Origin of the sequence: Microcystis protocystis FBCC-A270 (assembly GCF_050500235.1) — a bacterium.
In the GTDB taxonomy this organism is placed as follows: domain Bacteria; phylum Cyanobacteriota; class Cyanobacteriia; order Cyanobacteriales; family Microcystaceae; genus Microcystis; species Microcystis ichthyoblabe_A.
The window spans coordinates 181,009-205,460 of the sequence record NZ_CP191407.1; the positions used below are offsets into that span (position 1 = coordinate 181,009).

Consider the following 24,452-nt stretch of genomic DNA (forward strand, 5'->3'; position numbering starts at 1 on the left):
ATAACAGCGATCAACCTGAACGCTCATATTTCCTAGAGTAGAGAACAAGGGAGTTAGGCAATTGCAACCGAGGTTCAATGCTTCTCCAACCAGTCTCAAGTTATGAGGGGAAATACCTGAGAATCGGTAAACTGATCGCTGTTATTGTTTGTCAACACAAGTAATTGATAATTGCAGTCGCTCTCCTTTGATGAGATAATAGAAAGTCTTCTGTTCAAAAGGATATCGATAGGATGCGACTCTCTCAACAGCTTTTTGTCACCCTCCGGGAAGATCCAGCCGAGGCGGAAATCCCCAGTCATAAATGCTTAGTCCGTGCCGGTTACATTCGTCGTATCGGCAGCGGTATTTACGCCTATTTACCTCTGATGTGGCGGGTTTTGCAGAAAGTCTCCCAGATAGTCCGGGAAGAAATGAATAAAGCCGGCGCCCAAGAATGTTTACTTCCCCAACTGCAACCGGCGGAACTCTGGCAAGAATCGGGCCGTTGGGACACCTACACAAAAGCAGAAGGGATTATGTTTGCCCTGACGGACAGGCAAAACCGGGAGTTAGGATTAGGACCGACTCACGAAGAAGTAATTACTGCCGTCGCTCGTGATTTAATTCGTTCCTATCGACAATTACCGGTTAATTTATATCAGATTCAAACTAAATTTCGCGATGAAATTCGCCCTCGTTTTGGTTTAATGCGGGGGCGAGAATTTATTATGAAAGATGCCTATTCTTTCAATCTCGACGAGGAATGTTTAAAGAAAACCTATCAAGCGATGGATATAGCTTACCGCAATATTTTCCGCCGTTGTGGGTTAGCTTTTCGGGCAGTAGAAGCCGATTCTGGAGCGATTGGCGGTTCCGCATCCCAAGAATTTATGGTCTTAGCTGATGCTGGAGAAGATGAGGTTTTATTTACTGCCGATGAAAAGTATGCGGCTAATGTGGAAAAAGCCGTTTCTTTGCCAGCAGATAAAGTGGCTTCTCCCTTTAAAAAGTTTGCTAAAAAAGAGACTCCTAACACCAACACGATCGAAAGTTTAGCTAAATTTCTCGATTGTTCCGCCACCGCTATCGTCAAAAATGTTCTCTACGAAGTGCTTTATGATAGCGGCATAACTGTTTTAGTTTTACTGCATATTCGCGGCGATCAAGAGGTTAATGAAGTTAAACTACAAAATGAATTAGTTAGACAGGCGAGCTGTTACAATGCTAAAACAATTTTGGCTTTAAAAATACCCGATGCTGCCGCTCAACAGAAATGGGCAACTAAACCTTTACCTTTAGGTTATATTGCTCCCGACTTAGAAGATAATTTACTCAAAAAAGCCAGCGATATAGCTCCTAAGTTTTTACGCATAGCAGACAACACAGTGACAGACTTAGAAAACTTTATCACTGGTGCTAATGAAACCGGATTTCATGTAGTGGGAGCCAATTGGGGTAAAGATTTTATCTTACCAGAATTAATCGTCGATCTACGCAAAGCCCGGGTAGGCGATCGAGCTATTCACGATCCTAATCAAACCTTGCAAAGTGCTAGAGGAATTGAAGTCGGTCATATCTTCCAATTGGGTTATAAATATTCTCAAGCTATGAATGCTTTTTATACTAATGAAGCGGGAGAATCTACCCCCATTTGTATGGGTTGTTATGGTATAGGAGTATCGCGTTTAGCCCAGGCAGCCGTAGAACAATCCTACGACAAAGATGGCATTATTTGGCCCGTAGCTATTGCCCCCTATCAAGCGATTGTGGTTATTCCTAATTTAGCCGATGCCGAGCAGGTAAAAACTGCCGAAAGTTTATACAATGAGTTAAATCAAGCCGGCATTGAAACCCTTTTAGATGACCGGGATGAACGTGCGGGAGTTAAGTTCAAAGATGCGGATTTAATTGGGATTCCCTATCGCATTGTCACGGGTAAATCTCTCAAATCGGGTAAGGTGGAATTAGTCGAAAGAGCCAGTAAAAAAGGGTCAGAAGTAGTAATTAATGAGGTGGTTTCCTATTTAAAAACTGCTATTTCAAAGGTAAATGCTTCTGATTAAGTGATTAAATATACAGATAATTTTCTTTGTTTATGTATTTGATGAGCGAATATGAGTCGGGGTACCTCCTGTCATAGCAATAATTTTTCCAGCGTTGCTGATTTGAGATATAAATCTTCTTTTTTGGGATTTTTAAAACCTAGACCCAAACTGGGGTAAGGGCATCTCAAAGGCTATTGACAATTGGCCAATTTTGTGATTTGCGTGGGCATTTCAAGTGACACCAGTCAATCAGAATAGTTACGAACTCGACCTATTTGGTCGATTGTTGCTTAACAATTGAGATGGCAAATTCTACTCAAATATGCCTGAATTGTCGTCTGGGTAGGCAACTCACATAAAGTTCATTTTGTCAAGGATTGTTAAGATGCGCTTACCCAGGGCTGCTAATATGCCATAGAGTTTTTTATCTCTGATTTGGTCTATTACTATTTTACTGAATTTTGCCGATTCATGAAGAAAAAAGTGTTGCTGCCTTTGGGCAAGATAGAGCGATTACATTTAAATTTTTAATAAGGTCGAGGTTGAAAATTATCGGGAATATCTAATTCAAATACTTGGTCATGAATCCGAGCCACATAAAACCCTTCTTGCAGAATTTTTTCGCGTAATTCTGGAGATACATGAACCGCCGCTAATATGCCATAGAGTTTTTTATCTTTGTGTTCAGGGAAAAAGCTGCGAAACCGTTGCAAAATACTTTTTAATTGTGTAATAGATTCCTCTCTAGCATGACTTTTAACCTCGACGATATAGGCAGTATTTAGCTCACCATTAGTATAGGCAAGAACATCAATTTCTAGGTGTTTTCCATCTTCGCTTGCTCGGACACTGGGACTAACAACTTTCATGCCGAACCGTTGTCTGAGAATCGTTTCCATTGAGGGAAGGGCAAGTCCTTCGGTAAAACTGCCGAATTTAGCACCGAGTCCCCCAATTTGTTTACCTAATTCTCTGAGTTGTCGGTCGGTTTCCTGTTGTCGTCGCTCGGTTTCCTTCTGTTGTCGGTCAGTTTCTTTTTGAGCAGCAGTTAATTCAGCTTGAGCAGTCGCTAATTCGGCTAAGAGTCGCCATACGTCTTCTGATGTAGTTGCCATAGATAATTTTTTCTCTCTGATTTGGTCTATTACTATTTTACTGAATTTTGCCGATTCATGAATAAGAGAGTGTTTTTTCCTTTGGGGAAGAGAGCAATCGCATCTAAAATTTTAATAAATTTGAGGTTGAAAATTATCGGGAATATCGAGTTCAAATACTTGGTCATGAATCCGAGCCACATAAAACCCTTCTTGCAGAATTTTTTCGCGTAATTCTGGAGATACATGAACCGCCGCTAATATGCCATAGAGTTTTTTATCTTTGTGTTCAGGGAAAAAGCTGCGAAACCGTTGCAAAATACTTTTTAATTGTGTAATAGATTCCTCTCTAGCATGACTTTTAACCTCGACGATATAGGCAGTATTTAGCTCACCATTAGTATAGGCAAGAACATCAATTTCTAGGTGTTTTCCATCTTCGCTTGCTCGGACACTGGGACTAACAACTTTCATGCCGAACCGTTGTCTGAGAATCGTTTCCATTGAGGGAAGGGCAAGTCCTTCGGTAAAGCTGCCGAATTTGGCACCGAGTCCCCCAATTTGCTGTCCTAATTCTTTGAGTTGTCGGTCAGTTTTCTTCTGTTGTTGGGCGTTTTCCTTCTGTTGTTGACTAACTTCCTTCAATATTAGGTCAGTCTCCTTCAGTTGTTTGTCAGTTTCTTTTTGAGCAGCAGTTAATTCGGCTTGAGCAGTGGCTAATTCGGCTAAGATTTGCCATACGTCTTCGGATGTAGTTGCCATAGATAATTTTTTCTCTCTGATTTGGTCTCTTACTATTTTACTGAATTTTGCCGATTCATGAATAAGAGAGTGTTTTTTCCTTTGGGGAAGAGAGCAATCGCATCTAAAATTTTAATAGATTTGAGGTTGAAAATTATCGGGAATATCGAGTTCAAATACTTGGTCATGAATCCGAGCCACATAAAACCCCTCTTGCAGAATTTTTTCGCGTAATTCTGGAGATACATGAACCGCCGCTAATATGCCATAGAGTTTTTTATCTTTGTGTTCAGGGAAAAAGCTGCGAAACCGTTGCAAAATACTTTTTAATTGTGTAATAGATTCCTCTCTAGCATGACTTTTAACCTCGACGATATAGGCAGTATTTAGCTCACCATTAGTATAGGCAAGAACATCAATTTCTAGGTGTTTTCCATCTTCGCTTGCTCGGACACTGGGACTAACAACTTTCATGCCGAACCGTTGTCTGAGAATCGTTTCCATTGAGGGAAGGGCAAGTCCTTCGGTAAAGCTGCCGAATTTGGCACCGAGTCCCCCAATTTGCTGTCCTAATTCTTTGAGTTGTCGGTCAGTTTTCTTCTGTTGTTGGGCGTTTTCCTTCTGTTGTTGACTAACTTCCTTCAATATTAGGTCAGTCTCCTTCAGTTGTTTGTCAGTTTCTTTTTGAGCAGCAGTTAATTCGGCTTGAGCAGTGGCTAATTCGGCTTGAGCAGTGGCTAATTCGGCTAAGATTTGCCATACGTCTTCGGATGTAGTTGCCATAGATAATTTTTTCCTGATGTCACCTATTTACTATTTTATTGGATTTCTGCGCTTGCTGAAGGCACTGGGGAGCAGACTGCTGATTCAATTGGGTAAGGTGGAGGCTAATTCATAGAACAAGAATCACCGCCACCACTGACTAACATCCCTAATTCCCTGATACACTTCTCTTAAAGCGACCTCCCCCCCAAAATGAAGGATTAAAGGCGCTAAGTTGGGAATAGTTTCGAGGAAATTAGAACAAGTGAGAGTTCCCAAAGCTTGAAGGTTTTTTTCCAGAAGGATAGATCAACATGGTTAGGCGTTAACACCTGAGTTATAATTAGAACGAAAATTAACTAAGGCAGTTGTTCTCAAATGAAATTAAAGGAAAGGTGTATCACCGATGGGCAGGGTAATCGAATAGGTGTTCTTTTAGATAACCTAAGTTGCTACCTATGGGATTAAGCAAAAAAAGCTGCTACAAAAGATAAAAGACGAGTAGCAGCCAAAAAACGCACCCTCCGTTTTACTATTGCAAGAGTGCCTATTGCCTATGTACTCGCAATTTCTCAATCAATTGAGATAATTTCTCGTCAGAAGCGGCAGTAATAAAGTCTAATTTAAACTTTTGTCCCTGACTGAGATATTCTGCGTAACTAGACAGAAGAAAAGGACGAAACTTGTCATTATCAGCAATATAAACTTCAAAAAAAGAGACCAATAAAGCCCCCGCATAATCCTCGATTAAATTTTGATTGGGTAAAGTGATATCGACCACAGACTCTAGGGTTTTTTGCATTCCTGCATCCAATTCCGTAAAATTTACATGAGCTTGTCCCTCCACCATGGCCAGATATTTATCTGGCGTTTTTAACCAAGTAAAAGGAATGGCCTGTTCAAAAATCGGATTAGCTGCTGGGTCATAACTTCCGGAACCCAAGAGGACAGGAATCGAGATTTTACTTAAACCTTTTTCTCCAAAAATACTGCGGTTAACGGGATTAGCTGCAAAGACAGCCGCGACTCGTTCATCACGAAAATTATAGACCTGTCTAGGCAATTCCAGGGCGCGACATTCCAGTACAATGGCGATATTAATACCGGAGTAAGGAAGATTACAATCTTGGGCGAGATTATCAAAATCAATTTGTGCGCCAGCAACAGCTAGAGATGTATAACCTCCAAAGGAATGACCCGCTACTCCCACATTAGTGAGGTCAAGTTGACCTTGAAATTGACTAGGATTACGTCTTGCTAATTCATCGATGACAAAGCTAATATCTTTGGGTCGATTAATAAACTCATTGCCATCAAAAATATTGCGATAATATCCCCCTAACATTCCTTGTAGGTATTGGGTATCACTGCCGGGGTGTTGCGGTGCCGCTACTAAAAATCCGTAGGAAGCTAGATGTTCAATTGCTTGGGCATAATCTTCTGGTCGCGAGGCTAATCCGTGGGAAAAAATAATTACAGGTGTTTTACCTTCTCGGAAAGTTTGCGGGATATAAACATCCACATATAAACTGCGATTGCGACTGCTATCGGTTAGGTTCCAAACTTCTTTTTTTACCTGAAAGCTACCGCGCTGACGCAGATCGGGTAAACTGGTATAATTAATCGGTGGTTTAACGGCAGCGGCTTCCTCGGCTGTCCAGAGGCGCATATCTTTAATAAATATTTCCGCCACATAAACTGCATAATCGATGGTTTTAGCTAATCCGAGGATTTCTTCCCCCTGTAACTGGATATTATTGGGGAATTTTTTCAGCACATTTAAAAGGGTTAATCCCCCCGGCTCAAAAGCGGCACTAACAATCGCACCCCGCAGGGCATATTTACCATTAATTCCCCCTTCAATGGTGATGCCTTTGCCCAAACGAGAGAGCATATCAGCACCCATCACACTATTAAAAAAACGAGATAGTAAAACAGGATTAATGTCAATTTTTGTTAATAAAGCTTCACGAAACTGCTCTCTTGCTTCGGGAGTTACTCTGGCTAGAAATTGTTTTAAATTAGCATCAATTTTGCCTTCTTTAGCAAAGGTTTCTAGGGATGCTACCGATACAGAAAAGACGAGGGGAGTATAGACAAATTCAACTTCTTCGGCGGCTTTTAGGGGTAAAGCGGTCATAGTGGCGGCGAAAAGGCCTAGTAGAAAAGCTCGCAGCCGACGGGTGGGATTATTTCTGGGAAAACGATTTTGTAAACTGGTGATAATCATGGAATTTTTAGTTAGGGTAGATGACAGCAATTAAAGGAAAAAAGTCGCACGGCGATTGATGTCTAAGTTCAACAAAAATCGATAAAGTGCCAAGCAAAGTATAACCAAAAAGCATGAGCAAAACCTCGATAGATTAATCTGAGCGATTTCGATTCTAAATTACGAGCTATTTCCTGAACATATTACCTAGTGTGGATTTTATATTAAAATTGTTTTTTTGTCAAGACACTGGTTATTAACAAAAAAACGATAAATACATAAATTTAATAAGTGAAAGTGATATATTTGGAGATGAAAATAATCAGATAAGGTTTTTGACCAAGATAAGTACCTAAGCAAAATTAACTAGACATTTTGATAAAGCTTTTTAACCAATAAATTAATTTTGCACGACTACTTAAATTGCTAATTATTGCGAATATGAATATCTTGCTTCGGAAAGGGAATCTCGATATCCTGTTGAGTAAACCTATCAAGAATAACACAATTAACATCACTAATTACTCGCTTTTTCCTGTTAACATCATCCAACCAGAACTTTAATTCAAAGTTTAACCTAGAATCACCAAAATTAATAAAAAAGGCTACTGGTTGCGGGTTTTTAAGTATGTTAGGATGTTGATCAGCAATGTCTAGCAATAAATTCATCACCTGTGGTGCGTTGGAATTATAACCAACTCCGATAACAATTGAACAATAAATCAAGTTATCACTACCCGTATAGGTGGTGACATCCTCAGTAAAAAACTTTTGATTGGGAATAATTTTTTCGGAATTGTCTGTGAGGATTTGCACTGTTGTCGCTCGAATACCTAGCTTTTTTACCTGAGAAGTTTGCCCTTCAATATTAATGATATCACCGGGTTTGAGAACTTTTTCAAATAATAGTAAAATACCGCTAATAAAATTACTGACCACTTGCTGCATACCGAAACCAATACCCACCGATAAACCACCAGTAATTGCCGCTATTGCCGTTGCATTAACTCCCACATAACCCAAGATGATGATAAAACCTAAGACAATAAAAAAATAACGTCCTAACAGTAAAGTTGCTTCAATTTCACCGCGACTAGCTTGCTGATTTAAATGAGCAATACTCAAAATTATAGTCTCTATAAGATCAACAACAATTACTAGAAAATAGGGAGCTATTATCAAAATAAATATGCTTCCCAATGTGATCGGACTATTGAATAAATTGAAAGGAGATACTTTGGCGATTTCCTGAATATTATTGTAGAAACCAATCATGATTCTCAGGAGAAATAACACCAATAAAGGTGCTAAAAGCCGGAAATGATAATATTTAATTTTATTGACGGAAAACTTGGCGTATAGTCCAGCTAATAAACCACGATAAACTAAATAAAACCACAGGAGTTTTATAGATAAACTAATCATTCCTCTTGTCCAATTTTGACTGAAAAAAATTAGATAATTTAAATTCAGTAAAATTATACTAATAACTGGAAAATTAAGAAACTCTATCAGAATAGCAAAATATTGACGGATGGTTAATTTTTTATCACTATGGATAAAAGTGGTGACGTGAGGAAATCTTTTTTCTAAGTAAGACCATAACCATTTTGACAATAACCAAGCAAGAATTAAACAGAGAAAAATAATCATTAATTGATTTTGAACATTTCTGCGTCCTAAAAATAATAATTGGTTAGCAATTATTTCCGAAAGAGAGGGGATATTGTTGTTCATAATTAATTCATTTTCTTGACTTCCTGATCAAGACCTGATTGAATATAAAGTGTCAGTTGGTGGGCTGCTGTTGAGGAAGATATTTCACCAGCGATCGCTCTTTCATACCAAAATTCTCCCTCTTCTAAAATTTTATTCAACTTTTCCCAATCATCCAGAGGAACTGCCACAGCATTGTGAGATTGTTGTAATAATACCGATTCGATCGGTAGTAAATTTCCTTCGATCTGCACCCGTCGATTAGTGGGAATAAAACTTTCTGTTTGGATAATTGCTTGCAATTGTTGTTCGGGATTAGTGAGAAATTTTCCTAAAGCTAATCCCAACCTATTTTCATTATCACTATTATTACGATTAAATACCATCACCCGTGTATAGAGAATTGGCGCTGCTTTACCTTGAGTGTCTTGGGGAAGTAAAGCGACTCTGAGATCATCTTGGAGGCTGTTTTTTAAATCGGCAATTTCAATAGAATTACACACATAATAGGTTAAGCGGCCTCTAGCAAAGGCCTCATGAAGCAATCCCCGTTGACGATTGAGGATAAAATTAGGCTGTGACGAGGCAAATTTTAGCCATTCTAGCCATTTTGCCCAACCATCCAAGCGAGGTTGCAGCCTACCCTGATCATCCCACAAATAGCTGCCAAAAATTGCCATTCCCCAAAAAGTATCTTCAAAAGAGGAAACTATCCCCACAGAATAACCTTTGCGCGCACGTTCTACTAATCCCTCTAAACTGGTGGGAGGTTGCTTCAGCAGCGGATCGGTACTAACTTGTAATTTTTTTTGATTGTAACACAGTACACGAGTACGAGAACCTAAGGGAATGCCATAGATTTTTCCTTGATAGCTAACTTGTTTCAGGGTTGGGGGATTATAGATAGATAAATCTAGATTTTTTCGGTCAATTTCCCCCAGTACTCCTTCAGATACTAATCTGGGTATATTTCTCGAAAAAATTAGAATAACACTCGCACCCAATCCGCTTTGAGATTGTTTAAAAAAACGTTCGGGTATCTCATCGATAGGAATAGCTTGTTCAAGAATTGTCACCTGCGGATTTAATTTTTCAAACTCTTGGAAACCGAGACCTACTAGTTTAGTTAAATTGCCCTCTTCTGGATACCAAACCAAAAGGGTTCCTTGCCGTTGCTCCGATGATTGGTTGGGAAGATCACTAAAACAAGCATAAAGAAAAATTGGCATCAAGATAAAAAGCAATAGGAGCGATATAATTCTACTTATTTTTTTACTTCTCCAAGCAGTTTTAACTCTGAGCCTTAGGGATTGCATCGATCGTGATCCTTCAAAAATATTGCCATAGACCCATAGTACATGAAAAGGTGACTAATAATCTTCATCAGAAAAATAATTAACATGATCTTTTGTCAAGAGCCACCAGTATAGCAACAATCCCAGTTAAAAATTTGTGCGAGTTAAACTGCTGACCTATCTAAATTATCTGTTAAGACCAGATGAGAGTAGGGAAAGTCGAGTTTTATAGTTTATTTTCTAACACTCTAATACTCAGTTTAAATGGGTAACAGCTTAGGGAAACTATGCTTGGTATGAGTGAGATGTCTGTTATTAATAATTATGTCATGACGAGAGAGTGATACCTGCATTAAACTGTATCAACCAAGAACCCACCGAAGCAATTTTTACTGTGTGATTATACTCTAAAAAGCGAGGTACTTTATGAAAATATTTACAGCAATTATCGAAAGAGGGCCAATTCAAGTCTGAATTGCATCACTGTCTGATCTACCTTTATAGAATACCTCATTCGGGGTACGATAGTCAAGACATTTTCGAGGACGATTGTTAATCAAGTTTACGGCTCTTTCCACCTCCTCTGGCTTAACGATTTTAAAATTCGTTCCCTTGGGGAAAAATTGTCTTAACAGTCCATTGGTATGCTCGTTTAATCCCCTCTCCCACGAATGATAAGGAGTAGCAAAATAAAAATCTGCTCCTAGTTTCTGACTCAACTCTTGATGTCCACAAAATTCTTTGCCGTTGTCACAAGTAAAGGTTTTTCTTTTGTCAGGGTGAATCTCTTGAAAAAGTTTTTCTGTGACTCTATTGATTTCCGATGCGGTTTTGTTTTTGGCTAATCCTGCTACTAAAAATTTCGAGGCTTTATCTACATGAGTAACGAGAACTCCTAGATGATTGCCTCCAATCATTGTGTCACTTTCCCAATGACCGATTTCAGTTTTCTGGTCAGCAATTACTGGTCGCTCGCTGATATCTACACGCCCTGGAATCCCTCCACGCTTACTTTTTGCTCCGCCTCGACTCTTTCTTTGACAAAGCCTCCGGCGTAAATATTTCTGGTACTCTCCACATCTGTGATAGTTCTGATAGATCATTTGATAGATGGTTTCGTGACTGAGAGATTCTTGACTGGCTCTTTTCAGACGACCTGCTATTTGTTCGGGACTATGATAATCTTTCAATCCTTCTTTGACCAACTCTAAGGCTGACTCGCTGACATTTTTAAAGGGTTGTTTGGCATTTTTTCGCCTTGTCTCGCTTTGAGCTTGTGCTGTGTCAGGTAGATAGCAGCCAAGGGAACTTTGATTCCTTTTTAATTCCCGTGATATTGTGCTTTGATGACATCCGAGCCAGACGGCCATTTGCCGTTGAGATAAATTTCCCTCCTGACTAAGTTGGTAGAGCAAGTTTCTTTGTTCTATGTTAAGATGTTGAGGGCTTCGTTTTTGGGTCTGATTTGTTTTTGTTAATGATCAGACAGTACCTGATGAGCCTTTCTTTGTCAACTCTTGAGGTTGATGCGTTTCATTTTTGAATTGGCGGAGATATAGAGACTAATTTCTATGTTAGTTATGTTTCTAAGTAGTCGTGCAAAATTAATTTTCTAGTGAAGATAGGCAAGAGGCAAGAGATGGTTAAATATGTGTAATTAATTTTGCTTAGGTACTTAGATTGGTGGGAGCGCATTGCTAAGGAGAAACCTTAGAAAGAGGTGATTGAAATGTTATTAGAGGATGAATATATGAACCCTGTCCTGTAGGAGCGCAAGGCTTGCGCCCTCGCCCTCTTCATCTCGTCGATAGCCCTCTATCTAATAATTTTCTCTGTCCATGGGAAATCTAGCGTTTCAGCGATAAGTTATGCCTAAATGCTTTGCCACTACTGTGATTTAATTGCTATGATGAGTTAAAATAAGAGGCAGTATATTTCAATATCTTAGTACACTAAGTACGGAAGAACCGCAAGGAGTCGTACCATGGAACCTTTAACGCTATTGGCTACAGGAGTCACGATTATTTTAGGGGGAGCGTTGGCTCGTGTGGGGGAGCTTGTCTTAGATGGTTCCCTTGAAAAACTGATAAATTTAATCGAAGCTAAGTCTCCTGATACTTTAAAAAAGTTGCAATCGGCTAATCAAAATCCTGCTTTGTTACCTGAAACGATTGAGGTAATGGCGACTTTACTGGAAGATCCAGAAATACAAAAAGTTGCAGAACAAGTGGTTAAGGAAAATCAATCTAATCCTTACGTTATTAATATGATGAAAAATGTTGGAATTGTTAATCAAGGAACAATTCATAATCCGACTTTTAACTTCAACTGACCACAGCCGCCTGTAGGGGAGCAGGTTAAACAAAACCCTGCTAACTTAGATACAACCAGTGAGAGTTCCAAGTCTATTTCGACTTCTCTTTCTAATCTTGATTACGGCATTGAAAGTCTATGTAAATTGAAAGCAATTTTCTACAAACTTAAGGGAAATGCTCGTCAACAGGAGGGCAAAGTTAATATAACAGTTAAAGAATTATCAGAATGGATTCAGGCAATTCAATCCGCAGAATCAGAATTTGAGCAATTTTTAAATTTATTGGAGGCTAATGATGATTCAGATTCATAAAAATCAAACTAATTCCGCTCAGGCTAGTAATTATGAAACAGAGTTAAATCTTGAGAACTTTGATCAGATTACGCCCAAAAAACATAATCCTAAAATCTATCAAAAGCTCTTAAAAAAAGCTCAGGATATTGGTGATAAACAATCTGAGGTTTTTGCTCTTGGCCGGTTAGCAATGATTTATCAATCTTGGGGTCAATATAGAGAAGCAGTACAATATCTTCAGCAACAATTAGTAATTATTAGAGAAACTAATGATCGGTATTCGCTGGCGAATACTTTAGGTAATTTGGGAGCGGCTTATCAGTCTTTAGGGCAGTATCAAGAAGCAATTTCACATCTTCAAGAACAATTAGCAATTGCTCAGGAGATCGACGATATTCTTGCCCTAGCAAATGCTTTCGGAAATCTGGGGATTACTTATCAATCCTTAGGAAAATATCAGCAAGCAATTGAATATTTTCAAAAACAATTAGAAATTGCCCAGCAAATTGGTGATAAAACATCAGAAGCAAATGCTTCGAGCAATTTAGGTATTTCTTATCAATATCAAGGCGATTTTGCTCAAGCAGAATCTCTATTTTTACAAGGATTAAAAATCCATGAAGAGTTATTTGGTTGCAATAATCCTAGTGTTGCTTCTAATCTCAACAATCTGGCGAGTCTTTATCAAGATCAAGGGAGATACACAGAAGCAGAACCTCTCTTTTTACGCTCGCTGGCGATTCGGGAAAAGCTATTAGGAAAAGAGCATCCTGCTGTGGCGACCAGTCTCAACAATCTGGGGGGTCTTTATAACAATCAAGGGAAATACACAGAAGCAGAATCTCTCTATCAAAGAGCGATTGCTATTTGTTCGGAAAAATTAGGAGAAAATCACCCCAACACTCAAACAGTAATGATGAATTATTTGCAGATGCTTTCTCAACTTCCCGATGAGGAATTAAGCCAACGCTTTCCCCCCGAAATGGTCGAAGATATCCAATCACTCCGTCATTCCTAGATTCTTTGTAATACCTTAATAATGCTCAAACTGCAATAAAATTACTCCAGCAGATAGTAAATGCCTAAAAAAATACGAGAACTCAAGTCTATACTTCTGAAAGCAGGGTTTACCTATCGCCCCAGTAAAGGTAGTCATACCGTTTGGAGCCATCCCCGTTTAGAATATAGCTTGACCCTGTCAGGCAAAGATAGTAGTGATGCTGATCGCTACCAGGAAAAAGACGTAAGAAATGCACTTCAGGAACTAGCAAACTTAAATCAAGGAGACAACCCATGAATTATTACTATAGTATTTTTATTCAATGGTCAGAAGAAGACAACAAATTTATCGCCCACCTCCCTGAATTTGGACCCTATGCTCATACCCATGGTGAAACCTACCATGCAGCTCTACAAAATGCCCTTGAAGTTCTAGATCTCCTTATCGAAGACTACACTGCACGAGGCAAATCTCTCCCACCTCTCCAGGCTATTTCCGCATAGCCCAAATATTCTCAGTTCAGTAATATCTCCTAGTAAGTACCTAAGCAAAATTAATTACACATTTCGATCAAGCTTTTGCCTTTTGCCTTTTGCCTATCCTAACCAAGAAATTAATTTTGCACGACTACTTATTTAACCGTTCATAGAACATTTTATACCATGATCTCGGAAAAGCCAAAATAAACATTATGCAAGTTACGGCTTAGATCATTACTAAAGTTGTCATATCACCTTCTTCTCGATCAGAACCAAAAAGCCCAAAATAAATAATGAAAACGTCAGCCAACAAGCAATTTTTGCTTTATTATGAGAGTAATTTCCAAAAACCTTAAGCGATTTATGTATCAAGTTACCGTTGATTACGCCAAAGCCAACCTAGAAGAACTCTGCGATCGCACTGAAAAAGAACCCGATGGAGTAGTGATCGTTCGTGAAAATCGCAGTTATATTCTCATCACTAAAGAAGAATGGGAATCCTTAGCTGAAACCAGCGAACTCATGCAAGATCCCAAACTATTACAACATATTGCATCAGCACGACGAGAATATGCCGCAGGAGAAATCCTCATAATGGAACAAGTATTTGGATGACAACCTACACAATTGTCGGCTCTTCTCGACTTTGTGTGATAATTTTTGCTTATGGAATCGTGAAATGTTGACGGAGAAAGACTTTTACGACTATTTTGCCGAAGAAACTATCAGTATAGGCTTCGTTTCCACACAGAAACCAGAAGAGCCAATTGTCTTTTCTAAACAAGCGCGAAAAGATACCGACGAACTCACCCAAAAACAAAAAGTCAAACTTCAAGAAATTTTAACTAACATAATTGCAATTAATCCCTATATTGGCAAATCCTTAAAATGCGATTTAGAAGGCTTGTATTCCTATCGCCTAAATAGAAAAGATCGTCTGCTTTATGAAATTTATGAAGACGATAAAACTATTCTGATTATTCGTACCAAAACACACTATGGAGATTAGGTAATAGCGGTCATAACCACTGAATTCATCCCCGTTTATAATATAGCTTGATCCTGTTAGGCAAAAATAGTAGTGATGCCGATCACTACCAGGAAAAAGACGGAAGAAATGCACTTCAGGAACTAGCCAAATTAAATCAAGGAGACAACCCATGAATTATCACTATAGTATTTTTATTCAACTGTCTTATTACATTTTGGAATTAAGGGAAAATCACCCCGATACTCAAATAGTAAAAAATAATTAGAGTTTGGTGAAAAAGTACAGGCGATCGCTGATCAAGATGCAAGGTTTTTGAGACACTAGCTTTAAAATCTTGCATCTGTTTTGTGAAACAAGCCACTAAACCCCTTACCTTGTACATAAGTAGCTGGTTATAATTAAATTAAAAATGGATTTTAGGTTCGATCCCCCCTGCCCCCTTGATAAGGGGGGTGCCGATAGGCGGGGGGATCCCTCCTTAATCCCCCCTTAATAAGAGGGGCATCTGATAACTTTTAACGCCTACCTACTTATTTCACATTTATTCAGCCAACCCTAGTTAAATAATCTTTGCAGAAAAGTGCTTTGATCCCGCAGAAAAACCTGAGCGCAATTGCGCCCCGGCATTCCCGAAATTGAGCCGCCGGGGTGAGTTCCTGCCCCAGTTAAATAAAGGTTTTTAATGGGGGTTTTATAGTTAGCTATTTCCGGTAAAGGACGCAGGAAAATCATCTGATCTAAGGTCATATCAAGATGATAGTAATTACCTTTATAGGAACCCAAACGATTAGCTAATTCGGCCGGACTTTCCACCCGACGGGCAATGATCGAAGATTTGAGATTGGGAGCATAATCGGCCAGTTTATCAAGAACTCGATCGGCCACGCGATTTTTTAATTCTTCCGTCCATCCCGTGCCGTTTAATCCCGTTCCCTCGGCCCCGGCAATCTGATAGGGGGCAAAAAATTCGATCCAGAGGGTATGCTTGCCCTGGGGAGCCATAGAGGGATCGAGAATAGTGGGGACATCTAGGTACATCGAGGGATTTTCGTCGGGAATCTGCCCCAAAATCGTTAAAGCGTGGGCCTGTTCAACGTGACGCACGGAATCGGCGATGAGAATCGTTCCCTGTAAATACTCCTCCTTGTGATCGTAAGCCTCGAACCTTGGCGCTTCCGCGAGGGCGCAATCAATTTTAAGAATTGTTTCATTGTTATTGACAATTCGCCGTTCTACCCTTTCTCGCAATTCTGGATCGGCGGCATCCACATCGGCGGGAGCGACTAACTGTAAAAAAACTCGTCTAGCGTCAATATTAGAGATAACACCCGCTTTTGCCAGATATTCACCTCCAGAGTCCACCCTAACCCCGATCGCTTGTCCTTCCTCGATTAGAATCTGTTTAACTTTCTGCTCGGTTAAAATCACCCCACCGAGACTGACAACACATTTCACCAGAGCCTCAGTTAGTGCGCCTGTACCACCACGAGGGCGAGCCACCCCGGGGGAGTGACGCATCGCCATCATCATCATCCCGGAGGTAATACCTTTTTGGGAGGGAGGAGCGCCAATTTCTGCCGCTAGACGAGCCAGGGGTGCTTTGACAAATTCGCTCTCAAACCACTCATTGAGGACATCTTCGGGGGAAGTAATCATCGTGCGGATGAAGTCGAGCAGTTTCTTTTTCGAGCCGATCACTTTCCAGACACTAGCTAAGGCACTAGAGTTATAATTGCGGGCGATTCTGAGCAAATCTTGAGGTGGAGCGTTAAACCAAGGCCCGATCGCATTCATCAACTGTCCCCAATAGTCGATAAACTGAAGGTAGCGATCGGCATCTCGCGGACAAAACTGGGCAATTGCGGCGTGAGTTTTTTCCAGAGAGCGATAGGAAAGAAAATATTGGCCAGAAGGATGGGGACAAAAAACGGTAGGATCGAAGAATAAATACTCTAATCCGTGGCGTTTTAGCTCTAATTCCTCAATTACCGGCCCCAAAAAAATAAATTCGTGATCGATCGCACAGAGATTAAACTTAAAATCGGGGGCTAGATCTGGGATAACCGCTTCTGTGGTAGCCGCTCCTCCTGGTACGCTACGCTGTTCGAGAAGGAGGACGCGATAACCAGCTTTGAGGAGATAGGCGGCACAAACTAAACCATTATGCCCCGCACCGATGAGGATGACATCGTAACTTTCCATACAGTTTCAAAAATTCCTATTTTTAATTTTGCGCTTTTCTTGACCCTAATATGTTAAAAATAGTTAAAGATTGGCTGCTATCAGCAGATTTCAGCGAGCAGTTATCAGTGAGCAGGTAGAAAACATTTAATTTTTCCTTTTTTTTATGAGTTCTTCCATCAAAGTTATTCAACCATCCGGTATTTTAGATGGCAACCAAGCCAGCGAATTTCGCCAAGAAATTGCCGAAGCCGTGCAGGGAGGTTCCGAGGTTATTATCGTTGACTTTAAGGATGTCACCTTTATGGATAGTTCTGGTTTAGGGGCGCTAGTTTTATCCTTAAAAACCGTGCGTTCTGCGGGGGGTAAACTATTGATCTGCTCGATTAATGATCAGATAAAAATGTTATTTGAATTGACCGATATGGATCGAGTTTTTGAAATTTTCAATAACCGAGAAGAATTAGAACAAAAAATTTTAGGAAGTTAATCAGCGAAAATCCACCTGCATAATCGAAAGATCATCCTTAAAATTGCCATCAAATTGTAAAGCTTGAATTTCTCCAATAAAATTATCGAGATTTTTGGCGGAATTACAGTGATAATTTCGTAAAGATTGAATAAAGTTCTCTAGTCCCCACATCCTACCATCAGCACAATCGATCTCGTAAATTCCATCACTAAAAAGATAAAGACTACTGGGTAAATTCAGGGATTGAACCTGATTAATATATTCTGCTTCTAGAAACATCCCGATGGGAAAACCGGGGGCTTTCAGTCTGGTTTCAATCATCTGGCCAAAAGGTTTTTGAGTCAGGAGAACTGCTGGGGGATGACCGGCGCTGGCATAGGTTAACTGTTGTTGTTTCCGATCATAAATTCCGTACCAAATAGTAAAATATTTATCATTCTTAGGACTGATTTGATAAACTTGATTTAACCCTTGTAAAACCTGATTAGGTTCATAGTAATTCACCTGACTTAAACCACGGGAACGGAGTAAATTAATTACGGAAAGGGAAGGTAAAGCCGCTCGTAAACCATGGCCCGCCACATCTAAAAGATATAAGACCAAATGGTCATTATCTAACCAATAATAATCAAAGCCATCGCCCCCCAATTGACGAGAAGGAAGGAAGCGAAAATCGATAGCAAGTTTTGGAGAAATAAAAGGTTCTGGCAACAGCGATCGCACATAGTCCGCCGCCTCGGCTAACTCGATTTCTAGTAATTGTTTTTGTGCTTGCAGATCATGACTTAATTGATGCAAACGCATTCCCGCTCGCACACGCGCTTTTAACTCATTAATTTCGATCGGTTTACACAAAAAATCATCGGCCCCCGCATCCAATCCCTTCACCCGATCCTCCACCGATCCCAAAGAAGTTAAGAGGATAAAAAAAGTCGTTGACAGTTGGGGATTAAGCTTAATTTGCCGGCAAACTTCCAACCCATCGATCCCCGGCATCATCCAATCACAAATAATCATCGCCGGTTTTAGTTGCCCCGCTTGCTTTAATCCTTCTTCCCCATCACTGGCAACAAAAACCTCGTATTCCTTCTGCAAAGCTCGTCTCAGGAACGTTTGAATTACTCCATCATCATCAATTACTAGAATTCGTACCATCTTTTTTGTAACTCGACTATCTCAATCTTACTGCTTACCTCGGACTCCCTGACGGATGACTTTGCTTGTCCCTCAAGAGAAGATTAAATCCAGAATCGAGCTAACACATCATTCATAGTTGGGGAAAAATGGTATAACTTCTAGCGTAAGGCATTGCAGAGGTAAGCTGGGGGTGAAGATTTCTTTTCAGGTAGATAGCGATCTCAGGTCCTTAGATACCGTTTTAAAATATTTTCAGCAACTTGAACCGACGGGCATTCCCCAAAAAGACTGGCTCCAGTGTCAGCTTGCTCTTGCCGAAGGTTTTACCAATGCAGTCCGTCACGCTCACCGACACCTCCCCCCCGAAATCCCGATCGAGATCGAGATTGAGATTACCCCTCACCAGATGGAAATTCGCATCTGGGATCGGGGTTCCGTCTTCGATTTAGAGGACTTTATCGAGAAAAACGCCTATCATGACTATAGTTTCTCTGGTCATGGGCAAGGACTGCCGATCCTCCAAAAAATCGCCGATCAACTCAGTTATACTCGCAGCGAAGATCAGCGCAACTGTCTGTTAATTATTAAACAATTTTCCCGCCATGAATCCGATCGCACCCCTCGTTTCTCCTAGTTGGTTACTAACTAATCTCGATCGCCCCGATCTGATGGTTATTGACTGTCGTTTTCAATTAAACGATCCCGAGCTCGGTTATCAAGAGTATTTAGCCAATCATATTGAAAATTCCTTCTATTTACACCTCGATCGCGATTTATCGGCTCCCATTGCCCGTCATGGCGGCCGTCATCCTTTACCGAATCCGCAGACGATAGCCGCTAAATTAAGCTCTTTAGGGGTGATTTCTGGTCAAACCCATGTTATCGCCTACGATTCCTCCCGTTTTGCCTTTGCCAGTCGTCTCTGGTGGTTATTACGTTATCTCGGCCATGAACGAGTCAGCATTCTCGATGGTGGTTGGCAAAATTGGTTAAATGCCGGTTATCCCGTCTCTAATCAGATACCTGTGCCGAAAACCGGCTCTTTTCTCCCCCAAGTTCAACAGGATTGGGTAGTGACGATCGAAGAGGTAAAAAGGCAAAAAGAGCAAGGGGGAGTGGTGTTAATTGATGCCAGGGAAAGCGATCGCTATCGGGGTGAAAGGGAACCGATCGATCCGATCGCGGGCCACATCGAGGGGGCGCTTAATTATCCCTGGTTGGAAGTCACCGATAGTCAGGGTTTTTCCCAACCCCAGGACCTGCAAACACAACGTTGGCAAGAGCGGCAAGGCGATCGAGAAATTATCCTCTACTGTGGTTCAGGAGTGACAGCCTGTGTTAATATCTTTTCCCTGACCCTAGCCGGATACGAGAATGTTAAGCTATATTCTGGAGGTTGGAGTGATTGGTGTTCCTACCTGATCTAACCAGCCTTGTTGATGCTCATCTATCGAGAAAGATTATCAAAATGACCTAATTACTGTACAATCCCCCTATTATCACTTTTAATTATTCCGAAACTATTATCTAGTTTGTCTTCTAAGTGGGTGGGTGGAATTAAATATAAGATGAACGTAGGTTGGGTTGAAGCATGAAACCCAACGCCCGATTATGTTACGCTACCGCTAACCCATCCTACAAATAATTGTGCCTCCCTACTTAGACAAAAAAGCTAATTTTTATTTTAGTTGCTATCTTTTTGCTCTCAAATCACCGCTATTCCTCAAAGAATAGTTATTTTCCCCCGTAAAATTACTTTTTAGTAATTTTATAGTTAAACTCTATAAAAAATTAGGTATGTATTTTGTATGACAGAAGCCGGTCTTTGTCATTGTAATGGTGGCACCCGTCCGAAAGATCGCCTTTCGATTTTTGTGGATGGCAATAATATGTTTTATGCTCAACAAAAAAATGGTTGGTTTTTTGACCCGCGCAAGGTGTTAAATTACTTCACCAACGACCCGAATATTATGTTAATTAATGCCTTTTGGTACACGGGTTTAAAAGATTCCCAAGATCAAAGAGGTTTTCGCGATGCTTTAATTAGTTTGGGTTATACGGTGAGAACAAAAATTTTGAAAGAATATTATGATGATAGTTCCGGTCGTTTTTCCCAGAAAGCTAATTTAGACATCGAAATTGTCGTCGATATGTTTAATACCGTCGATCAATACGATCGAGTGATTTTATTTAGCGGTGATGGCGATTTTGAACGAGCGATCGAACTATTGCGCTCTAAAAATACTCATATTACCGTAGTTTCTACGGAAGGGATGATCGCTAGGGAATTACGCAACGCTACCGATCGCTATATTGACCTGAATGATATTCGCAAAGATATCGAAAAAAGTGATTATTAATCGGCCGTTTTGTCTTTAAACCGACTATTTATCCCCTTTTTCTTTATTGGTAGTCCTCACCCCAAACCTTCTCCCAGAAGGAGATAGGTGAGGCAATTAACCATCTCTTGTTTATTTTTCCTTGAGTCGAAAGAGTAAAAACTGATTGACCTGATTCGGATTAAAATTATCATCACTGACTAAAATCAAAGAGCGACTACCATCAGCTAATCTTGGACCGGGGGTCATTGCTTCCAAATTATCTAAATCAATCCCCAAAGTCCCTAAATCTAGTAATAATTTTTTCCGCAAGGGTTGCACCTGTAAAGCTTCTAATTCCCCCGGTATTCTGGCGATTTTCGAGGTATCAGTGGCACTCCCATTAACTACCTGAAATAGTTTCGCTCCAAAACCTTCTAAACCAAAAGTTCGCTCTAAACTGAGAAAATAACCCTCTTTTTCTAAAGCTAATAATTCCGTTAAACCGTAGTATCTCGCACTACTGGGAGGCTCATCTAAGACATACAACTGTTCCGATACTAACACAGGCGCACCAATCGGATCAATCACATAATGAAGAAGTCGCACTCTGAGATTTTCTGCTCTTTTTCCCGTGGGACTATCTTGAATTAAAGCGCTTTCTGTGGCAGTAAACAAACGAAAAGGATCGTCTTTGAGGGTGCTGGTAATCCCTAAAGTTAAGGATTCAAACCCTAAATTATCCTGTATTCCTTTTTGATTGCTATCATCCGGTAAAAAGCGATTAGGAATTAATAAAGACTCCTTTAATTGTCCCTGTAAATCAAATTCAGCAATAAAAGGAGCAATTCCCTCTTTAACCGCACCTTCACTGGAAATAAACAAAGTTTGTCGGGGCGAAAAAGCGATACCTTCCGGGTCGATCGATCCCTTTTTAAACGTTTCTCCCTTGCCATCTTTTAGGAACGTGACTGCCTCTAAATTCACTTTTTCGATTTTTTCATCATTTATCTGCAAACTAGCCCGATAAAAGCGGGCTGGAGCTTTCTGAGAACGATCATCACTGAGGAGATAAAAGCGGTTATTGGTGCGATCATAGCTAATTGCCGATAATCCCCCCACCCTTGTCCCCTGATAATCCGCTTGTGGTAATTGATATTCTCCCAAAAACTCGATCGAGAGGGGTAGAAACATTCGTTGTTCTGCCAAAACTTGTGGGGAGACACCACAAGCCCCCAGACTAAAGGTTACAATTAAACTAGCAATTAAACCCAAAATTGGCAAACGGCAATTTTCGGCAGTCAGTCTCTTATAGAATCGATCGATCACAAAATATCATCCTCTACTACGCTCCTATCAATCTATTATGCTACGTTTTTCTCTCAGTTTATGGCTCTGTTTGATCGGTACTTCCCTTCCTCTCCTAGCACAAACAGAAACCCCTGCACCCAATCCCCTCGAAACTCCCCTAAAAAGTCCTTTATTACCCGCAATCGATCGCCCTTTAACTCCCTTGGAGCATCGTCAACTGTTATTATACATCGATCAACGGGATGCTGAAGCTCAAGCTAAATACGATGCGGGATTAAATGAGGAAGCTTTTCCTATCTGGTATGAAGTGATTAAATTAAATCGTTATTTAGGAGCCAAAGAAGAAGTAAAATCTTTGGGAAAAGTGGGGTTAGCAGCTTGGAATCGAGATCGAACCGAGGATGTTAAATTAATTACTGCTCGTTTAAAAACTGTGCAACAAACCGCAGAAATTAACCAGACAATGGACGGGGAATTATTAGCATTACTAGGTACATCCTATCAACAGGTACGAGCTTTTAATGAGGCGATAATTGTCTATGATAAAATCCTAGCTAATGCCAGAAAATCTGGGGATAATCTGGCAGTAGAAGCAACTTTAAATCAACTTGGTCAAATTCATTTATCCCGTTTTGATTATCAAAAAGCCGCCCCAGTTTACGAGGAACTATTAACTATTTCTAAGGCGCAGAATAATTCTTTAAATCAAGGAATTTATCTGCAAAGACTAGCAGAAATTTATCGAGAATCTCTGCAACCAGCTAACGCAGTAAAAATTAAAGAAGAAATAGCTGAAACCGAGATCAGAAATCAGCAAATACAGTTAATCCCCGATCTAAAAATTCAAATTGGCTTAGATTACCAAGCTTTAAAAGATGCAAATAAAGCCAGCCAAAACTTTCAAGAAGCCTATTCTCTCGCTTTTGCTTTACAACAGTACGGCACCGCAGGAGAAGCTTTAAATAAGTTAGCGGAACTTTATAAAAGTTATCAACAGGTGGATTATGCTTTACAAATCTATCAAGAATTAATTAAAGTCCATGAATTGGGTTATAATTACTACGGTTTAATGAACACCTACGATCAAATCGGTCAAATTTATCTAGAGAGAAAAAATTATCCCCAAGCTTTACTCGCTTTCCAAAAAGGTGCGGAATTAGCCCAAGCTATCCGTTATCGTGAACAATATTTTCAAACCCAAATCACTCAAATTAATCAAGCAATAAATAATCCTGAATAGTTTTGAAACCATGATCGCATCTCACATTTGCAGAAATACCAACAATCAGTCAGCAATTATTAGTGAATCTTAAAACGCCAATTCAAAAATGAAAAGCATCAACCTCAAGATTTGACAAAGAAAGGCTCCTCAGTTACTGAAAGAAAAATCTTTACTTATGACAAGGCCAAAGAATTTTGTGGACATCAAGAGTTGAGTCAGAAACTAGGAGCAGATTTTTATTTTGCTACTCCTTATCATTCTTGGGAGAGGGGATTAAACGAGCCTACTAATGGACTATTGAGATAATTTTTTCCCAAGGGAACGAATTTGAAAATCGTTGAACCAGAGGAGGTAGAAAGAGCCGTAAACTTAATTAACAATCGTCCTCGAAAATGTCTTGACTATCGTACCCCGAATGAGGTATTCTATAAAGGTAGATTAGACAGGGATGCAATTCAGACTTAAATTGATCAATTTTTTGCCAAATATAATCTTTGTCAAGTTAGGAAATTTGAAAAGATTTGATGCCTTTTCACAACTCATTTAGGTTTGCTATATTATGACAAAAGATGCTAGTCTTTTCGAAAATTACCAGTAGTTTTTGCTGAAATCATCACAAATTACTGACAAGTTTAATTATTAAAAGAGGGTGAGCGCCCATGGTCAAATCCGAAACCTAGCTGCTAAGAACCGAAAAAGTTGAGTTAGTATGAGGGGAGATTACCCTCTGAGGAGTTGCACTAAATTATATGGACATCAAATTAATCCTGTTGGCATTAACGGCTGTATTCACCGTCTCCTGTCTCTTTTTCGGCACCCGCAACGGTTTTTATGATAGCGATAACTACGATGGCAACGGTTCGGCTCACTAACCAGTCATCATAATCAG

At 39.9% G+C, this 24,452-nt stretch carries 23 protein-coding genes and 2 pseudogenes; 15 read left to right on the forward strand and 10 right to left on the reverse strand.

Features of this window, described 5'->3' with window-relative positions; all coding sequences use genetic code 11:
* The first annotated feature begins 233 nt into the window (after positions 1–233).
* A complete protein-coding gene (locus ACQY1X_RS00835; protein WP_430015274.1) occupies positions 234–2,045 on the forward strand; it encodes a proline--tRNA ligase in 1,812 nt (603 codons plus the stop codon).
* A gap of 509 nt (positions 2,046–2,554) precedes the next feature.
* Here ACQY1X_RS00835 and ACQY1X_RS00840 read toward each other — a convergent pair.
* The 7 genes and pseudogenes from ACQY1X_RS00840 to ACQY1X_RS00870 all read right to left on the reverse strand — a co-directional run.
* Positions 2,555–3,142, reverse strand: a complete 588-nt coding sequence (locus ACQY1X_RS00840; RefSeq protein WP_002735819.1) for a DUF3782 domain-containing protein — start codon at positions 3,140–3,142, stop codon at positions 2,555–2,557.
* A 111-nt stretch (positions 3,143–3,253) separates the two neighbouring features.
* Positions 3,254–3,883 carry a DUF3782 domain-containing protein gene (locus tag ACQY1X_RS00845; RefSeq protein ID WP_193977087.1) on the reverse strand — a complete coding sequence of 210 codons (630 nt, stop codon included), beginning with the start codon at positions 3,881–3,883 and terminating at the stop codon, positions 3,254–3,256.
* A 111-nt stretch (positions 3,884–3,994) separates the two neighbouring features.
* Entirely contained in the window at positions 3,995–4,645 is a 651-nt protein-coding gene (locus ACQY1X_RS00850; RefSeq protein WP_420064684.1) for a DUF3782 domain-containing protein, read from the reverse strand.
* 526 nt (positions 4,646–5,171) lie between these two features.
* Positions 5,172–6,854 carry an alpha/beta hydrolase gene (locus ACQY1X_RS00855; RefSeq protein ID WP_016517092.1) on the reverse strand — a complete coding sequence of 561 codons (1,683 nt, stop codon included), beginning with the start codon at positions 6,852–6,854 and terminating at the stop codon, positions 5,172–5,174.
* Positions 6,855–7,259: 405 nt separating this feature from the next.
* Positions 7,260–8,570: a mechanosensitive ion channel family protein gene (locus ACQY1X_RS00860; RefSeq protein ID WP_002737709.1), complete on the reverse strand. Its 1,311-nt coding sequence runs from the start codon at positions 8,568–8,570 to the stop codon at positions 7,260–7,262.
* A gap of 2 nt (positions 8,571–8,572) precedes the next feature.
* Positions 8,573–9,865 carry a sugar ABC transporter substrate-binding protein gene (locus ACQY1X_RS00865; RefSeq protein WP_430013785.1) on the reverse strand — a complete coding sequence of 431 codons (1,293 nt, stop codon included), beginning with the start codon at positions 9,863–9,865 and terminating at the stop codon, positions 8,573–8,575.
* Positions 9,866–10,308: 443 nt separating this feature from the next.
* Positions 10,309–11,292: pseudogene (locus tag ACQY1X_RS00870) on the reverse strand (IS30-like element ISMae39 family transposase); the annotation flags it as partial.
* Positions 11,293–11,828: 536 nt separating this feature from the next.
* Here ACQY1X_RS00870 and ACQY1X_RS00875 point away from each other — a divergent pair.
* The 7 genes from ACQY1X_RS00875 (at position 11,829) to ACQY1X_RS00905 (ending at position 14,940) form a co-directional block, all read left to right on the forward strand.
* Positions 11,829–12,176, forward strand: a complete 348-nt coding sequence (locus ACQY1X_RS00875; RefSeq protein ID WP_002777740.1) for a hypothetical protein — start codon at positions 11,829–11,831, stop codon at positions 12,174–12,176.
* 126 nt (positions 12,177–12,302) lie between these two features.
* Positions 12,303–12,470 (forward strand): hypothetical protein, encoded by a 168-nt coding sequence (locus ACQY1X_RS00880; protein WP_002737018.1) that lies wholly within the window; start codon positions 12,303–12,305, stop codon positions 12,468–12,470.
* Positions 12,454–13,470 carry a tetratricopeptide repeat protein gene (locus tag ACQY1X_RS00885; RefSeq protein ID WP_430014716.1) on the forward strand — a complete coding sequence of 339 codons (1,017 nt, stop codon included), beginning with the start codon at positions 12,454–12,456 and terminating at the stop codon, positions 13,468–13,470. The genes ACQY1X_RS00880 and ACQY1X_RS00885 overlap by 17 nt, the downstream gene beginning before the upstream one ends.
* Positions 13,471–13,530: 60 nt before the next feature.
* Positions 13,531–13,749 (forward strand): type II toxin-antitoxin system HicA family toxin, encoded by a 219-nt coding sequence (locus ACQY1X_RS00890; RefSeq protein ID WP_430013786.1) that lies wholly within the window; start codon positions 13,531–13,533, stop codon positions 13,747–13,749.
* The gene (locus tag ACQY1X_RS00895) at positions 13,746–13,955 is read left to right on the forward strand and encodes a type II toxin-antitoxin system HicB family antitoxin (RefSeq protein WP_002777744.1); all 210 of its coding nucleotides are present in this window, start codon (positions 13,746–13,748) and stop codon (positions 13,953–13,955) included. Before ACQY1X_RS00890 ends, ACQY1X_RS00895 begins: the two co-directional genes overlap by 4 nt.
* 339 nt (positions 13,956–14,294) lie before the next feature.
* Positions 14,295–14,546 (forward strand): type II toxin-antitoxin system Phd/YefM family antitoxin, encoded by a 252-nt coding sequence (locus tag ACQY1X_RS00900; protein WP_430013787.1) that lies wholly within the window; start codon positions 14,295–14,297, stop codon positions 14,544–14,546.
* Positions 14,547–14,610: 64 nt separating this feature from the next.
* The gene (locus tag ACQY1X_RS00905) at positions 14,611–14,940 is read left to right on the forward strand and encodes a type II toxin-antitoxin system RelE family toxin (protein WP_430013788.1); all 330 of its coding nucleotides are present in this window, start codon (positions 14,611–14,613) and stop codon (positions 14,938–14,940) included.
* A 537-nt stretch (positions 14,941–15,477) separates the two neighbouring features.
* Here the strand turns inward: ACQY1X_RS00905 and crtO are convergent.
* Positions 15,478–17,124, reverse strand: a complete 1,647-nt coding sequence (gene crtO, locus ACQY1X_RS00910; RefSeq protein ID WP_430013789.1) for a beta-carotene ketolase CrtO — start codon at positions 17,122–17,124, stop codon at positions 15,478–15,480.
* A gap of 145 nt (positions 17,125–17,269) precedes the next feature.
* Here crtO and ACQY1X_RS00915 point away from each other — a divergent pair, with 145 nt between their 5' ends.
* Entirely contained in the window at positions 17,270–17,593 is a 324-nt protein-coding gene (locus ACQY1X_RS00915; protein WP_002751946.1) for an STAS domain-containing protein, read from the forward strand.
* Here ACQY1X_RS00915 and ACQY1X_RS00920 read toward each other — a convergent pair whose 3' ends face one another.
* Positions 17,594–18,730, reverse strand: a complete 1,137-nt coding sequence (locus ACQY1X_RS00920; protein ID WP_004162032.1) for a SpoIIE family protein phosphatase — start codon at positions 18,728–18,730, stop codon at positions 17,594–17,596.
* 172 nt (positions 18,731–18,902) lie between these two features.
* Here ACQY1X_RS00920 and ACQY1X_RS00925 point away from each other — a divergent pair, with 172 nt between their 5' ends.
* The 3 genes from ACQY1X_RS00925 to ACQY1X_RS00935 all read left to right on the forward strand — a co-directional run bounded on the left by ACQY1X_RS00925 (position 18,903) and on the right by ACQY1X_RS00935 (position 21,072).
* Complete coding sequence (locus ACQY1X_RS00925) at positions 18,903–19,346, forward strand: ATP-binding protein (RefSeq protein ID WP_002777751.1); 444 nt, start codon at positions 18,903–18,905, stop codon at positions 19,344–19,346.
* Positions 19,315–20,139 carry a sulfurtransferase gene (locus tag ACQY1X_RS00930; RefSeq protein WP_002751944.1) on the forward strand — a complete coding sequence of 275 codons (825 nt, stop codon included), beginning with the start codon at positions 19,315–19,317 and terminating at the stop codon, positions 20,137–20,139. The genes ACQY1X_RS00925 and ACQY1X_RS00930 overlap by 32 nt, the downstream gene beginning before the upstream one ends.
* A 381-nt stretch (positions 20,140–20,520) precedes the next feature.
* Positions 20,521–21,072 (forward strand): NYN domain-containing protein, encoded by a 552-nt coding sequence (locus tag ACQY1X_RS00935; protein WP_002751943.1) that lies wholly within the window; start codon positions 20,521–20,523, stop codon positions 21,070–21,072.
* Between the two features lie 111 nt (positions 21,073–21,183).
* On the opposite strand, the gene ACQY1X_RS00940 is transcribed toward ACQY1X_RS00935, so the two are convergent.
* Complete coding sequence (locus tag ACQY1X_RS00940; protein ID WP_430015275.1) at positions 21,184–22,359, reverse strand: esterase-like activity of phytase family protein; 1,176 nt, start codon at positions 22,357–22,359, stop codon at positions 21,184–21,186.
* A gap of 37 nt (positions 22,360–22,396) precedes the next feature.
* Here ACQY1X_RS00940 and ACQY1X_RS00945 point away from each other — a divergent pair, with 37 nt between their 5' ends.
* The 3 genes and pseudogenes from ACQY1X_RS00945 (at position 22,397) to ACQY1X_RS00955 (ending at position 24,435) form a co-directional block, all read left to right on the forward strand.
* Entirely contained in the window at positions 22,397–23,581 is a 1,185-nt protein-coding gene (locus ACQY1X_RS00945) for a tetratricopeptide repeat protein (protein WP_002737498.1), read from the forward strand.
* Positions 23,582–23,719: 138 nt separating this feature from the next.
* A pseudogene (locus ACQY1X_RS00950) lies at positions 23,720–24,028 on the forward strand (IS30 family transposase); the annotation flags it as partial.
* Positions 24,029–24,312: 284 nt separating this feature from the next.
* Positions 24,313–24,435, forward strand: a complete 123-nt coding sequence (locus ACQY1X_RS00955; RefSeq protein WP_002737208.1) for a hypothetical protein — start codon at positions 24,313–24,315, stop codon at positions 24,433–24,435.
* The last annotated feature ends 17 nt before the right edge of the window (positions 24,436–24,452 follow it).